The 14,075-nt window shown below is 42.4% G+C and carries 11 protein-coding genes and 1 pseudogene; 10 read left to right on the top strand and 2 right to left on the bottom strand.

Annotated elements, in window-relative coordinates; translation table 11 throughout:
* The first annotated feature begins 151 nt into the window (after nucleotides 1–151).
* The 4 genes from Q8M62_RS00310 to tnpA all read left to right on the top strand — a co-directional run bounded on the left by Q8M62_RS00310 (nucleotide 152) and on the right by tnpA (nucleotide 6,334).
* On the top strand, nucleotides 152–3,373 hold the full coding sequence (locus tag Q8M62_RS00310; protein ID WP_304900140.1) for a type ISP restriction/modification enzyme: 3,222 nt from the start codon (nucleotides 152–154) through the stop codon (nucleotides 3,371–3,373).
* A gap of 6 nt (nucleotides 3,374–3,379) precedes the next feature.
* On the top strand, nucleotides 3,380–4,375 hold the full coding sequence (locus Q8M62_RS00305) for a hypothetical protein (protein WP_304900141.1): 996 nt from the start codon (nucleotides 3,380–3,382) through the stop codon (nucleotides 4,373–4,375).
* A 490-nt stretch (nucleotides 4,376–4,865) separates the two neighbouring features.
* Nucleotides 4,866–5,432, top strand: a complete 567-nt coding sequence (locus tag Q8M62_RS00300) for a hypothetical protein (protein ID WP_304900142.1) — start codon at nucleotides 4,866–4,868, stop codon at nucleotides 5,430–5,432.
* A 455-nt stretch (nucleotides 5,433–5,887) separates the two neighbouring features.
* On the top strand, nucleotides 5,888–6,334 hold the full coding sequence (gene tnpA, locus Q8M62_RS00295; protein WP_304900143.1) for an IS200/IS605 family transposase: 447 nt from the start codon (nucleotides 5,888–5,890) through the stop codon (nucleotides 6,332–6,334).
* A gap of 285 nt (nucleotides 6,335–6,619) precedes the next feature.
* Here tnpA and Q8M62_RS00290 read toward each other — a convergent pair whose 3' ends face one another.
* A complete protein-coding gene (locus Q8M62_RS00290; RefSeq protein WP_092729394.1) occupies nucleotides 6,620–6,988 on the bottom strand; it encodes a single-stranded DNA-binding protein in 369 nt (122 codons plus the stop codon).
* A 343-nt stretch (nucleotides 6,989–7,331) separates the two neighbouring features.
* On the opposite strand from Q8M62_RS00290, the gene Q8M62_RS00285 reads away from it, so the two are divergent.
* The 6 genes from Q8M62_RS00285 (at nucleotide 7,332) to Q8M62_RS00260 (ending at nucleotide 13,701) form a co-directional block, all read left to right on the top strand.
* On the top strand, nucleotides 7,332–8,222 hold the full coding sequence (locus tag Q8M62_RS00285) for a sugar phosphate isomerase/epimerase (protein WP_304900144.1): 891 nt from the start codon (nucleotides 7,332–7,334) through the stop codon (nucleotides 8,220–8,222).
* Between the two features lie 165 nt (nucleotides 8,223–8,387).
* Nucleotides 8,388–9,749, top strand: a complete 1,362-nt coding sequence (locus Q8M62_RS00280; RefSeq protein WP_304900145.1) for a Gfo/Idh/MocA family oxidoreductase — start codon at nucleotides 8,388–8,390, stop codon at nucleotides 9,747–9,749.
* Between the two features lie 11 nt (nucleotides 9,750–9,760).
* Nucleotides 9,761–10,843 (top strand): PmoA family protein, encoded by a 1,083-nt coding sequence (locus Q8M62_RS00275; protein WP_304900146.1) that lies wholly within the window; start codon nucleotides 9,761–9,763, stop codon nucleotides 10,841–10,843.
* A gap of 287 nt (nucleotides 10,844–11,130) precedes the next feature.
* Nucleotides 11,131–11,463 (top strand): type II toxin-antitoxin system HigB family toxin, encoded by a 333-nt coding sequence (locus tag Q8M62_RS00270; protein ID WP_304900147.1) that lies wholly within the window; start codon nucleotides 11,131–11,133, stop codon nucleotides 11,461–11,463.
* Nucleotide 11,464: 1 nt separating this feature from the next.
* The gene (locus Q8M62_RS00265; RefSeq protein WP_304900148.1) at nucleotides 11,465–11,848 is read left to right on the top strand and encodes a type II toxin-antitoxin system HigA family antitoxin; all 384 of its coding nucleotides are present in this window, start codon (nucleotides 11,465–11,467) and stop codon (nucleotides 11,846–11,848) included.
* Nucleotides 11,849–12,063: 215 nt separating this feature from the next.
* Nucleotides 12,064–13,701 carry an FAD-dependent oxidoreductase gene (locus Q8M62_RS00260; RefSeq protein ID WP_304900149.1) on the top strand — a complete coding sequence of 546 codons (1,638 nt, stop codon included), beginning with the start codon at nucleotides 12,064–12,066 and terminating at the stop codon, nucleotides 13,699–13,701.
* 24 nt (nucleotides 13,702–13,725) lie between these two features.
* Here Q8M62_RS00260 and Q8M62_RS00255 read toward each other — a convergent pair.
* Nucleotides 13,726–14,073: pseudogene (locus Q8M62_RS00255) on the bottom strand (type II toxin-antitoxin system PemK/MazF family toxin).
* Between the last annotated feature and the right edge of the window lie 2 nt (nucleotides 14,074–14,075).

Raw genomic sequence — 14,075 nt, 5'->3', positions numbered from 1 at the left:
TGATCATCTCATTTCCCCACTTTATTCTTTCATCTAATCCCATATCTTTAGGATTCAGTTTTAAATAGCCGATTGAGTGAGGGTCGCCCAAGTGAGTGTCTGCTTGTCGGCAGACAGGCCCGCACTCACTTGTATATACAACCCTTTTTTCATGACCACAGCCGATTACCTCCATTCCCTTAATACCCGCTATCGTCTCGGCAATGCCACCGAGCATACCTTTAGGGGTGATCTCCAAAATCTCCTCGAATCCCTCGTTCCAGATGTCTCCGCCACCAACGAACCCAAGCGACAGGCCTGCGGTGCGCCGGATTACATTCTGACCAATAAAAAAGGAATTCCCGTCGGCTACATCGAGGCTAAAGACATCGGAGATGCTGACCTCACCGGAGCCAAAAAGACCGGAAACAAAGAGCAATTCGACCGATACAAGGGTTCGCTGGACAATCTGATCTTTACCGATTACCTGGAGTTTTTCTATTATCGAAATGGGGAACTCGCCACTTCCATCCGTATCGGCGTGGTGGATCAGGGCAAAATCCTTCCGCTTCCCCACAACTTCCCGGCTTTCGAACTTCTGATCAAAGAGTTCACCACCCACATCGGACAGACGATCAAGAGCTCCAAAAAGCTCGCTGAGATGATGGCTGGAAAAGCCCGACTCCTCGCCAATGTGATCGAGGCAGCACTCGAAAGCGACGTAGAGCATCAGGACAACTCTACACTGAAGGAGCAGATGTCCGCCTTCAAAGAAATCCTCATTCACGACATTACGCCCAAGCAGTTTTCTGATGTCTATGCGCAAACCATCGCTTACGGGATGTTTGCGGCGCGACTGTACGATACTTCGCTGGATACTTTCAGCAGACAGGAAGCGGCCGAACTCATCCCCAAGTCCAATCCCTTCCTGCGAAAGCTTTTCCAATACATCGCAGGGTACGACCTTGATGAGCGGATCACCTGGATCGTGGATGCCTTGGCTGATATCTTCCGTGCGGCAGATGTGCAGGCCATCCTCAAGAACTTCGGCAAGGCCACCAAGATGGAAGATCCCATCATACACTTCTATGAGGATTTTCTGACCCAATACGATCCCAAGCTTCGCAAGCAGCGCGGGGTATGGTACACTCCCCACCCCGTGGTGAACTTTATCATCCGTGCCGTGGACGAGATTCTGATCACCGAATTCGACTTGCCGATGGGATTGGCCGATACATCCAAGACCAAAATCAAAGTTCCCATTCCCACGCATGACAAGCGATTTGCAGGAGGCATGCGGGAAGTCGAGCAGGAAGTGCATCGGGTGCAATTCCTCGATCCGGCCACAGGCACGGGTACCTTTGTGGCGGAGGCAATCCAGCAGATCTATGACAAGATGAAAGGACAGCAGGGACTCTGGAACAGCTATGTGGAAAATCACCTGCTTCCCCGCATCAACGGCTTTGAACTCCTGATGGCTTCCTATGCCATGGCGCACTTGAAACTTGATCTTCTGCTGAAGCAAACTGGCTATTCGGGCACAAAAAACCAGCGTTTCCGCATCTACCTTACCAATTCTCTGGAGGAATACCACAAGGATACCGGAACCCTTTTTGCCAACTGGCTATCCGCCGAAGCCTCCGAAGCGAATCAGATCAAGCGGGATGCACCGGTGATGATCGTGGCTGGAAATCCGCCTTATTCAGGTGAAAGCTCTAACAAAGGGGAGTGGATCATGAACTTGATGGAGGACTACAAAAAAGAACCCGGAGGAAAAGAGAAACTAAAAGAGCGAAATCCAAAATGGATAAATGATGATTATGTCAAGTTTATCCGCTATGGACAGTACTTTATTGAGAAAAACGGAAGTGGCATCCTAGCATTTATTAATCCTCATGGGTTTTTGGATAATCCAACATTCCGAGGAATGCGATGGAATCTGTTAAAGACTTTTGATAAAATCTATACCATTAATTTACACGGGAATGCAAAGAAAAAAGAAACCGCCATTGATGGAAGTAAAGACGAAAATGTATTTGATATTCAACAGGGCGTTTCAATTAATTTTTTTATTAAAACAGGTTTGAAAAAGGAAATTGATTTAGGGAAAGCATATTCATTTAGTGTGTATGGATTAAGAAATGATAAGTATGATTTTTTAAATTCCAATAGTTTGAACTCAATTTCATTGGAAGAAGTAAGTCCCTCAAGTCCGTATTTTTATTTATTAAAAAAGGACTTCAGTTTAGAAGACCAATATTCAGCCGGCTTCATTTGCAATGATCTTTTTTTAATTAATGGAAATGGGCTAACAACTGCTCATGATTCTTTCGTTGTAAAAGATACAAGTAAAGAGCTATTAAAAATGTATAGTGATTTTCAGAATACTGAAAGAAATGAAGATCTATTACATTCAAAATTCAATGTAAAGAAGAAAGAGGGGTGGAGTATTCTTGAAGGATATGACAACATAAAAAATGAAAAAAACCTAGAGAAATTTATAAAGGATTACTCGTATAGACCATTTGATGACAAATTCATCTTTTATGAAGATAAGCTAGTTTGGAGAACTGTCAGAAAAGTGATGGATCACTATAATCTCCACTCCAACATTGGATTAATTATTGGGAGGCAAGGTCATGTAGTTGGAAATATGGAGTGGAACCTATGTTTCATTACGAAGAAGATGACAGACTTTAACTTCTATTACAGAGGAGGAGGAGTTTCTTTCCCATTATATTGTATTAATCCAGTAAACAGTCAGTTAAGCCTATTAAATCAGGTTACCCGAACGCCCAATCTGAATATGGAAATCGTAGATCAGATTGCGAAGGGTTTGGGGTTGACATTTGAATCAGAGAAGTCCGAAGCTGATGGGAGTTTTGCACCGATAGATTTGTTGGATTACATCTATGCTGTGTTGCATTCCCCGACCTATCGGGAGACGTATAAGGAGTTTTTGAAGATCGACTTCCCGAGAGTGCCCTATCCGACGGATGCGGATATGTTTTGGAAATTAGTCGCCCTCGGCGGCGAACTCCGACAGCTTCACCTGATGGAAAGCCCCACACTGGCTCAGTTCATCACCCAATATCCCGTGGGTGGCGAGAATGAGGTGGAGAAGATTCGTTTCGAAAACCTGTCAGGTCTCGAAGACCTGACAGGTTTAGCCACCGGCCGCGTCTACATCAACTCCGATCAATACTTCGATTCCGTCCCTGAAGTCGCCTGGAACTTCTACATCGGCGGCTACCAACCCGCCCAAAAATGGCTCAAAGACCGCAAAGGAAGAATCCTGGATTTTGAGGATATTATGCATTATCAACGAATCATCAAAGCATTGACCGAAACGGAGAGAGTGATGGGGGAGATTGATGGGATTGAAATCATTTAAATTTCTATGTCTACAATTGGTTTTAAAAAATATTCTGTAGGTAAAATATTTTTTCTTTATTTGAAGAATATTTATTTGGAGGGCTATGAGAGATATCTAAAAAATCTTTCAATGATAGGCAGGATAGTAATAAGTATTTGGGGTTTTTTATACATAGTTTATCTTTCGCCTAAATTATTTTTAAAAATTTGGAAAGAACGAAAAGAAATAAACGAGCATTTGGAGAAAAAATATTTAGAAGGAGTATTAGAAAAATTATTTAATATTCAAAAGGTTTTCCCAGATTTAAGCGAGGAAAATGCAAATGAGTTTTCAAATGGATTAGCTTATGGTATGATGGCATTAATGTTTGAGAATATCTGGCCAAAATTTCAATTGGTTAGTGAGAGATTAATAGAAAACGGTTGGTTTATAAACAATTATATAAAAATAAATATACAAGGTGATCTAGATGAATCAATCTTCTCAGATGAATCCAATATAGAAATTCTTAGACAAAATATTTTTTCTATTGAAAAACTTGCAATTCAAAGGTTCCCGCATAGAATTGAAGCATTAAAAAAATCATTTAAACATCATAGATCAAAAGATTATATATCTTCAATATCAGTTTTATTACCGCAGATAGATGGGATTTTTCGAGAACTTACAAGCAAAGAATTGTTTTCAAAAGTAAAAAAGAAGAATCCCCAATCTTGGTTAGAAGAAATTCAGCAGTCGGGAAAAGAAGGACTTCATCATCTAATGTTATCTCCACTAAAGAGAGAAGAATATTTTGGAGCTAATTTTTCGGAGGCTTTAGAACATCCAAAGATTTTCAGTAGAAACAGAATTCTTCACGGTGAGGATATGGAAATGAATGATGAAACAAAAAGCTTTAAAGTAATTTCATTATTGCTGTACATAATTTCAAATGTTTATGATGCCGTTAATGAAGATGAGGACAATCCAAGATTAAAAGATTATTTCGATGGATTGGAAGAATTAAAGAATAGACTTTAATCCTACATCTCGGCGTAGTCTATTGTCTTTTAGCTTTGAAGTTCTGTTGACGCTGGGTGTAATTTGCCTACCCTACATGCTGGCCTAAGCCTAAAACAATCCGCTGGTTTGTTTCCTTACGGCTTATCCTACCCTAATATTTTTTGGAATTTGTAATTCCATTTTTCTCTGAAATTCTATCGTCCATGCCTACGGCATTTTCCAAAACATCTTAACCTCTAATCCAGCCAATGAATTGGCTGGCTAGCTGATCGGTCATGCCTACGGCATTTTTTCTAACTAAAATAAGTCTATGAAGACAATATTTTATAGTCGTGTAGCGACGACCCATATCCTTGCCAGCCGTTTTAACGGCTGGGAAAAAGGATAAGATCTGGTTTTGGGAGTCCCTTAGGGACGGTGCATATCATTTCTCCTCTACCTAATTCATTGATTTTTAAACAATAATTGCCATTTTAGTAATTATCATCGGTGAAACTGATCAGAAATTATGGTTAAAAAAGTTGCTTTTAAATCGATCTTATTCCTTCTGCTGGTAGCTTGTACTGGTGATGACATCCTTCCGTCAGGGACAGAATTATTAACGAATTCCAATCTATCCTTCTATCCTGATTCGGTCTTTCCATGGACAAACTCCCAATTGGGGGATATCGAAATAGGCGTGAGCAATGAGGTGTTTATGACTGGAAATCGATCCTTGTTTATCGAAAATCTGGATAGTTTGATCTCTCCCATTGGAAATTGGACACAAACTTATTCTGGACCTATGCCTAGCCCGGGAAGTAGTGTTGAGCTGACAGCATTCATTAAGGGGGTTAATGTCAAGAATAGGACTGAGGGCAGAGTGGGAGTCGCATTTCGGGCCTATCCTGCAAGTGATCGAAATGGCTCTGCCGGCGTGAGTTTAAATTTGCAGGGTAGTTTCGATTGGACGCTTGTTAGGGCCACTTTAGATGATTTTCCTGCTGATGCAGATTTTATTAAAGTAAATTTATATTTTCCATCATTGACTACCGGAACGGTTTATTTTGATGAAATTTCGCTGAAAGTAAAATAAATAGGCCGAATAGATTTTTCAAAAATTGACTAAAAGTCTTCAATACCTTGTTGCCCTCACAAAGCGTGAGATTGCATCTTCTCTTTCTATCTTTTGTAATTTGTAATTCCATTTCCCTCAAGTTCAACCCTTTCAGGGTTGTCGTCCTCGTTGTCGTTTACACTTTTCCCTAGGTTTCACCTAGGGCTATTGAAAGGTTCGATCCTTTCAGGATCGTTAATTTTCCCGATCATTGTTTTATCAATTCGCACTTTTGTTTCGATTTCAAACTGTCAGATTCCCGACCCCGAACGGGGTCTAACTTCTCAATAGCCGCGGGTGCAACCCGTGGATAATAAATCAGGTGTGACTATCCCCCCGACCCCGAAGGGTGTCGAACTTTTTTAAGTCCGCAATTGCCTTTACAAATCAATTTCCCGAAATTCCTTTATCCTTTTTTCACTAAATTCTTTTTTATGGCAACGCACACACAACTAATCTACCACCTAGTTTTCTCCACCAAGCACCGGGAACCAACCATAGTTCCTGACCAAAAAAAGAGGCTATTTGCCTACATCCACAATCTCCTTACCAACAAAAACTGCCACCTCTATCGCATCAATGGGGTAGAAGATCACCTTCATATTTTGACCCATATACATCCGACGATTGCGATTTCTACTTTGGTCAAGGACATCAAATTGGCCGCGGATGAATTTATTTATGGAGAAGGTTTTTTCCCCAACTTTAAAGGCTGGCAGGATGGCTACGGAGCTTTTACAGAATCCATTAAAGCAAAAGAACGGCTGATCAACTACATTAAAAATCAGGAGGAACACCATCTAAAAATCTCTTTTTTGGATGAATTCAAGCAACTTTTGAAGGAATATGAAATTGAATTTGATGAGAAATACCTCTTGTAAGTTCAACCCACTTCGGGGTTGACCACCATCATTTTGACCGCCATTTCCCTAGGTTTCACCTAGGGTTATTGAAAGGTTCGACCCTGCCTTTGCCGGCAGGCAGGCCCGAAGGGTGTCGAACTTTTGTTTGTCGGGAGACTTCATTTAGGTTGGTTCAAGCTTGCCTGACGGCGAGGCAGGTCTGGAGACTTGCACCAGAGTATCGAACCAATTGGAATAAACCCAAAAAGCCCTTTCGATTCTGGACCGAAAGGGCTTGGTTTTGAACGAGGATACTAAAAGCATTTAAAACGGCATATCGGCCTCAGCTTTTTTTGACTTTGGCGATCCCATCAAAAGAAAGTCATTGACGACAACTTCGGTGAAGTATTTTTTCTCACCATTTTTATCGGTGTAAGTGCGATTTGTGAGCTTGCCTTCGACGCCTACTTCCGAACCCTTGTCAGTGTACTTGGCCAGAATTTCTGCCTGCTTGCCCCAGATGACCAGGTTGTGCCAGGTGGTTTCGGTGACCTTTTCACCGTTTTGGTTTTTGTAGGATTCATTCGTTGCAATGGTGACGTGACCTACGACTTTGCCGGACTCGAGGGTTTTCAATTCTACTTTGGCACCCAGGTTACCGATGAGCTGAACTTTGTTTCTTAGCGTGTTCATGATTTTAAAATGTTAAGTGTGAAAGATTTGATTAACAATTTCCGCTAGAGGATAACTGATGGACCAAAGTTGGGGAGAGGCCAAAAAAGAAGTCGGTAGCTAGTCGTTTGTATTCGATTGTAGTCGTTTGTTGTCGGGTAAAGTGGTCATAGAGCTTAAAATGGTCAGCTTTCACTCCTTTTTTTATTTTGAAATTTTGAGCTAATTGATACCGAAAACCAAATCTTAAATTAAACTTACTCCATTCTAGGCCTTCATCTACTTCAATTTCTCCTCAATCGTTTCCGAAGATTAAGCCCCTTTCAGGACTCATGTCCGCATTTTTATTGGTATCATTAAGTGTATGATTGAAAAGGACTTGTCCAGAAGAAACTTTCTTCTGAAATCAATTGCTGCCGGAGTGGGTTTCGTAGCACTTCCCCATCTTCCGGCTTTTCCCAATGGGAAAATGTCAGGAATGAAATTTGGCCTTGTCACCTACGAGTGGGCCAAAGATTGGGATCTTCCCACCTTGATCGCAAACTGTGAAAAATCGGGGGTTTTGGGTGTAGAACTCCGTACTCAGCATGCCCATGCGGTGGAAATCAACCTGAGCCCTTCCCAGCGTGAGGAAGTTAAAAAGCGCTTTGCAGATAGCACCGTGACTTGTCTCGGATATGGTAGTAACTACGAATACCACAGCCCTGATCCTGCCAAACTCAAAGAGAATATTGAAGGAACGAAAGCCTACATTAAGCTTTGTCACGATATCGGTTCTACCGGAATCAAAGTCAAGCCCAATACGCTTCCCGAGGGAATTCCCAAGGAAAAGACCATTGCTCAGATTGCAACTTCCTTTAATGAGGTCGGGAAATTTGCCCAAGATTACGGGCAGCTGATCCGCGTGGAAGTTCACGGACATCTGACCCAAGAATTGCCGGTGATGAAAGCGATTTTTGATCAGGTGACCGAACCGAATGTCAAGATCTGCTGGAACTGTAATCCGGAAGATTTACTACCCCCCGGCTTGGAAGCCAATTTTCACAGTGTTAAAAAATGGTTTGGTGATACGGTTCACGTCCGGGAATTCAATATCGGGGATTATCCCTACCCAGAGCTGTTCAGGCTCTTTGGTGGAATGAATTACGAAGGCTGGATACTGATGGAAGCACGGTCTCAACCTACAGATCGGGTTGTGGCACTGAAGGAGCAGCTTGAGTTGTTCAATGCGCTTGTAGCTCAGTCCAAAGGGTAGTAGTAGGAAATAATAGTTAATAGTTATTTTGTAAATAGTGAATCAGTGAGGATTCGGAAAATATTGAGTTTCGAATCTCAAATTCTGAATTTCGAATATCAAATTCCGAACATCCGACATCCGAAATCGGACATCGGACAAATAAAACAACAAACCCATCATTCCATGAACAACGATCAATCCAGAAGAGACTTTCTCAAAAAATCAGCCCTCACCACAGCCGGTCTCAGCTTTGGGGCCATGGCCTTTTCTCCAAAAAGTTACAGTCGCATCATCGGTGCCAATGACCGGGTCAATGTAGGCATCGTCGGATTCTCAGACCGCTGCCGGGGAGCCTTGGTTCCTGCCATGCAGATTCATGCCAAGGAAATGAATTTTCAGTTTACCGCAGTTTCGGATATCTGGAGTAGAAGACGGGACGAAGCGGTGGCTTTTGTCAAAGATAAAACCGGCTTGACCCTAGCAACCGCCCGAAATAATGATGAACTCTATGATAGAAAAGATGTGGATGCGGTGATTATCAGTACAGCAGATTTTCAGCATGCACTTCATTGCAAGGAATCGGTGGAGGCCGGAAGAGATGCCTATGTGGAAAAGCCCTTTGCCGAAACCATGGCTGACAACCGTGCTGCCAAAGAAGCGGTGCTCCGTACTGGAAAAATCGTGCAGGTAGGTTCACAGCGCCGAAGCGGTCTCAATTATCATCAGGCGCATGACTTTATCAAAGCGGGAAAATTTGGAGATATCGTGGCTGTGGAAATGACATGGAATGTCAATCAACCCGGCAGGTGGAGGCGAGCAGATCTAGTCAGTCAAATTCGGAAAGAAGATACAGACTGGGATCGCTATCAGATGAACCGGCCCAAGACGGAATGGGATCCGCGGAAATACCTGGAATTCCGCCTGTTCTGGCCCTATTCTTCCGGTATTCCGGGACAGTGGATGGCGCATCAGATCGATACGGTGCACTGGTTTACTGACTTGCCGCATCCCCGAAGCGTAGCAGCCAATGGGGGCATTTACCTTTGGAAAGACGGTCGACAAAATTTTGATACCATGACGGCTGTCTTTGATTATGGTCCGCTCAATGACTCAAGCAAAGGCTTCCAAGTAATTTATTCTTCCCGATTTACCAATTCGGCAGGGGGTACCAAGGAGATTTATTACTCCAATGGAGGCGAACTCAATCTGGATACGAATCGGATATCTCCCAATGGAGGACTCAGTGCGAATCAAGCCAGAGGAATGGGGCTAAAGGAAAACATGCTTCCTGAAATGGCTTTGGGCGAAGCTGTCCAAGTGGAAACAGGAGCCAATACCGGTGCCGACGACATGACCTCAGCACACATGCGCAATTGGATGGAATGCGTCAGGTCCCGCAAAAAGCCAAATGCAGACGTGATGGCAGGATATAATCATTCCATCGCCAATATCATGACTACTGCTGCATTGCGAACCGGCCAGTTTGTGACCTTCGATGAGGAAAAGCAGGAAGTACTGGCAGGTGGTAAAGTATTTCAATATTAATCCTATCTACTATGATGAATCAACTTAAAGCCGGTCTTTGGACCGGTTTAGTTTTGATGTCTTCGGCCATTTCCGGCTGTTCAGGCGAAAATGCAGCTAATTCCGATAATTCCATGGATCAAAAAAGTGCAGTCACTTTAGTAAGAAACGATGCCGAAAAGAAAGTGGAAGTCTTAGTAAATGGTGCGCTTTTTACGGCATACCTGTATCCTGAATCGATTGCCAAACCTGTTCTTTATCCCATTAAATCTGCTAAGGGAAATGATCTGACGAGGGGTTTTCCCTTAGATCCAAGGCCGGGAGAGCGTGTGGATCATCCCCATCATATTGGCCTTTGGTTTAATTATGGAGATGTAAATGGGCTGGACTTTTGGAATAATTCTGATGCCATTCCTGTCGAGAAAAAGAGTGGCTATGGTTCCATCGTCCACACAGATATTTTGGGAACCAAAGAAAGCCGGGAAGGAGCAGAATTGGAAGTGGCAGCTGATTGGATCGCACAGGACGGGAGGATTTTATTGAAGGAGACCACCCGTTTTATTTTTAGTTCGGTAGGGGAAAAGCGTGTCATAGACCGTATTACCACGCTTAAGGCCCATGGACAGGATATTTCTTTCACAGACAATAAAGAAGGAATGCTGGGAATCCGGGTTGCACGGGAGTTGGAGCATCCAAGCAACAAGCCTGAGCTGTTTACGGATGCAAATGGAATTGCCACTACTGTCCCTACTCTGAATAATGAAGGTGTCTCTGGAATGTACCGAAGCAGCGAAGGAATCGAAGGGGATGATGTATGGGGAACACGTGGCAAATGGGTGAATCTATCGGGAGAAATCAACGATGAAAAAGTTTCGCTGGCTATAGTGGATCATCCAAAAAATCCTGGCTATCCAACCTATTGGCATGCTCGAGGTTATGGGCTTTTTGCCGCAAATACCTTGGGACAAAAGGCACTGAGCAACGGTAAGGAAGTGTTGAACTTTAAATTGAAAGACGGGGAATTGGTGACGTTTAGGTATCGTATTGTGGTTAATTCGGGAAGTTCATTAACTGATGAAGTATTGAATCAGGAATCGGAAGATTTTTCGAAATAGTAGATTCAAGATTTTAGACACTAGACTCAAGAACCAAGAATTAAGACATTCGGATCTATCCGTCAGGATGATTTTAGCTCATTTTCCACTGCCAATATGAGTGCCTTCATTCGTATTTCTCGAAAATTCCAAATAGAGAAGATATTAGTTGATTGAAATAGTGCAGAAAATATCAATTCTTTGGTGAGTTTACAGCACCTTTCTTACCGATTCCAGTTGGTGATTGGGTTTTTATTATTTAATAATGTTCACATTTTGTGAACTATAGTGATTATATTTGGTATCGAATGAAAGTTCATCTGATCAAAAAGCAAACTTTAGAAGAGTTTACTCAACATCACCCGAGAAGTAAAGCTTCATTGGTGGAATGGGTAGATAAGATAAAGTTTTCCAACTGGGAAAATCCAAGTGATATTAAGAAAACCTTCAACTCCGCTGACCTTTTAGGCCATAGTAGTAATCGGGTGATATTTGATATTGGTGGGAATAATTTCAGATTGATCTGCAAATATTTCTTCGGTGCAAAGCAAGTTCATTTATTTGTTTGTTGGATAGGAACACATGCTGAGTACGACAAGATTTGCAATCAGGGTGTACAGTATACAATCAATATTTATTAAAATGGAAACTACTTCGATTAAATACAAAGTCATTAAGAATGCCGATCAGTACAAGGAATATTGCATTCAACTTGAAAACTTGCTAAGAGAGCAAGAAATAGAACAAGTTCAGGATGAAATTGACTTACTCACACTTTTAATCGAGAAGTATGATGAAAACGGTAATACTTTTCATGAAAATGATCCCATTAGTTTGCTTCACTCTTTTTTGAAGGATCATAATTTAAAAGCTCAGGATTTAACAACTATCCTAGGAATTAGCAAAGGCTATGTTTCTGATATTTTAAATTATAAAAAGGGTTTGTCCAAAGAAGTAATCAGGAAGCTTGCGATATATTTCAAAGTGAGGCAAGAAGCATTCAATCGTCCTTATAAGCTCTTGTAAATCATGAGTATTTTCTTCTGCCAATGTGTATGTCATCAATCACATTTTAGATCCAAGATTAAAGACACAAGACTTTAGAAACCCAGTAACCATTCATACTTCGTTGCCGAAGTGAGTGTCTTCACTCACTTCATTGTTAAAAGTTTAGATTTTATTTTAAACACAAGACTTCAGCACCAATAACTCAATAACTCAATAACCAACCCAACCTTCCTATGCGCTTATTTTTCCCACTTTTATTAAGCATACTGATCTTTTCATGCACCACAAAACAGAAAGATCACTTCGAAGCCGACATCATTATCTACGGAGGCACTTCCGCAGGGATAACGGCCGCGGTCCAGGCGAAGAAAATGGGGAAGTCCGTGATTGTTGTTTCTCCTGATCGACATCTTGGTGGACTTTCATCCGGCGGGTTGGGTTTTACCGATACCGGAAATAAAGCAGTGATCGGTGGATTGGCCCGGGAGTTTTATCATCGGCTTTACTTGCACTACGAACAGGATTCGGCTTGGAAGTGGCAAAAGCGCGAAGAATACGGCAACAAAGGTCAGGGAACTCCTGCCATTGATGGGGAAAATCGAACCATGTGGATTTTTGAACCACATGCCGCAGAGCGGGTTTTTGAGGATTTTGTGAAAGAAAATCAACTTGAAATTCATCGGAATGAATGGTTGGACCGTGAGGGAGGAGTAGTCAAAGAAAATGGGGAAATCACGTCTTTTCGAACTTTATCAGGAAAAATCTATCGAGGCAAAGTCTTCATAGATGCCACTTACGAAGGGGATTTGATGGCAGCTGCCGGAGTCAGTTACCATGTTGGTCGGGAAGGCAATTCAATGTATGACGAAACCTGGAACGGGGTGCAGGTTGGGGTGTATCAGCATCGGCACTACTTCCGAGATTCAATCAGTGCTTACAAGATTCCGGGTGATCCATCCAGCGGTTTGTTGCCTGAGATTTCTCCCAATCCTCCTGGTAAAAATGGGGATGGGGACAAGCTCCTTCAAGCCTACAATTTCCGAATGGCCTTGAGCCGAAATCCTGACAATCGGGTACCTTTTGCGAAGCCAGCAAACTATGATCCTGCCAGATATGAATTGCTTGCGCGGGTATATGCAGCAGGTTGGAATCAGACTTTTGAAAAGTATGATCCCATCCCCAACCTGAAAACTGACACCAATAACCACGGCCCATTTAGCACGGACTATATCGGCAAAAACTATGATTATCCAGAGGCGAGCTATGAACGCCGAACTGAAATCATCAATGAGCATGAGGACTACCAAAAAGGCCTGATGTATTTCCTTTCCAATGATCCACAAGTGCCTGAAGATGTCCGAAAGGAAATGGCAAACTATGGCCTAGCCAAGGATGAATTCACTGATAACGACAACTGGCCACATCAAATCTATGTGCGTGAGGCAAGACGAATGATCGGTGCCTATGTGATGACCGAGCATGATGTCCTTGGCGCCAAAGCAGTACCTCAACCTGTCGGTATGGGTTCCTATTCCTTGGATTCTCACAATACGCAGCGTTTTGTGACACCGGGAGGATTTGTCCAAAATGAAGGCGACATCGGCGTGCATCCCAAGCAGCCTTATTCGATTTCCTATGGGACATTAGTTCCTAAAAAGGAGGAGTGCAGCAATCTCTTGGTTCCAGTATGTGTATCGAGTTCGCATACCGCATTTGGCTCAATCCGGATGGAGCCTGTTTTTATGATTTTGGGACAAAGCGCTGCCGCAGCGGCTTCTTTGGCTATCGATGAGGGAATCGCCGTTCAGGATTTGGATTATGAAAAGCTGAGGAAGGTCTTGCTTGAAGAGAAGCAGGTGTTGGAGAATTGATGTTTACTGAAAAATATTAGGCTCCTAAAGGCCAAATTGAAAACGAAAGGCGTCTAGGATATTATCTTTTACCTGCTCTGTGTTGAGTCGTCCCAATTCTTTTATCAATCTCTTTTTGTCAATTGTTCTAATTTGATGAACCAACGCAATAGAGGTATTTGGAAGGCTGGAAAATTCACTTTTCACCAAGACTTCATTGGGGTAAATTAATCTACCTTTTTTCTGGGTGGTGAGTGGTATGACGTTTACCACGTTTAGTAGTTAGTTAAAAAAGTCCTCACTTATGATTAGAACAGGTCTAGTTTTACCTTGTTCCGATCCAACAAAAGGGTCTAAGTTTGCAAGATAAATGGACCATTTTCTAAAAGTCATTT

This window comes from Algoriphagus sp. (genome assembly GCF_030694375.1).
In the GTDB taxonomy this organism is placed as follows: domain Bacteria; phylum Bacteroidota; class Bacteroidia; order Cytophagales; family Cyclobacteriaceae; genus Algoriphagus.
The sequence above is the reverse complement of the archived record's forward strand: the minus strand, read 5'-3'. Positions and strand labels throughout refer to the sequence as shown.

Coding starts and splice junctions, on each gene's coding strand:
- Q8M62_RS00300 (WP_304900142.1), top strand. CDS start 4,866: ATGGTTAAAAAAGTTGCTTTTAAATCGATCTTATTCCTTCTGCTGGTA.
- Q8M62_RS00270 (WP_304900147.1), top strand. CDS start 11,131: ATGAAAGTTCATCTGATCAAAAAGCAAACTTTAGAAGAGTTTACTCAA.
- Q8M62_RS00310 (WP_304900140.1), top strand. CDS start 152: ATGACCACAGCCGATTACCTCCATTCCCTTAATACCCGCTATCGTCTC.
- Q8M62_RS00275 (WP_304900146.1), top strand. CDS start 9,761: ATGATGAATCAACTTAAAGCCGGTCTTTGGACCGGTTTAGTTTTGATG.
- Q8M62_RS00265 (WP_304900148.1), top strand. CDS start 11,465: ATGGAAACTACTTCGATTAAATACAAAGTCATTAAGAATGCCGATCAG.
- Q8M62_RS00280 (WP_304900145.1), top strand. CDS start 8,388: ATGAACAACGATCAATCCAGAAGAGACTTTCTCAAAAAATCAGCCCTC.
- Q8M62_RS00305 (WP_304900141.1), top strand. CDS start 3,380: ATGTCTACAATTGGTTTTAAAAAATATTCTGTAGGTAAAATATTTTTT.
- Q8M62_RS00290 (WP_092729394.1), bottom strand. CDS start 6,988: ATGAACACGCTAAGAAACAAAGTTCAGCTCATCGGTAACCTGGGTGCC.
- tnpA (WP_304900143.1), top strand. CDS start 5,888: ATGGCAACGCACACACAACTAATCTACCACCTAGTTTTCTCCACCAAG.
- Q8M62_RS00260 (WP_304900149.1), top strand. CDS start 12,064: ATGCGCTTATTTTTCCCACTTTTATTAAGCATACTGATCTTTTCATGC.
- Q8M62_RS00285 (WP_304900144.1), top strand. CDS start 7,332: ATGATTGAAAAGGACTTGTCCAGAAGAAACTTTCTTCTGAAATCAATT.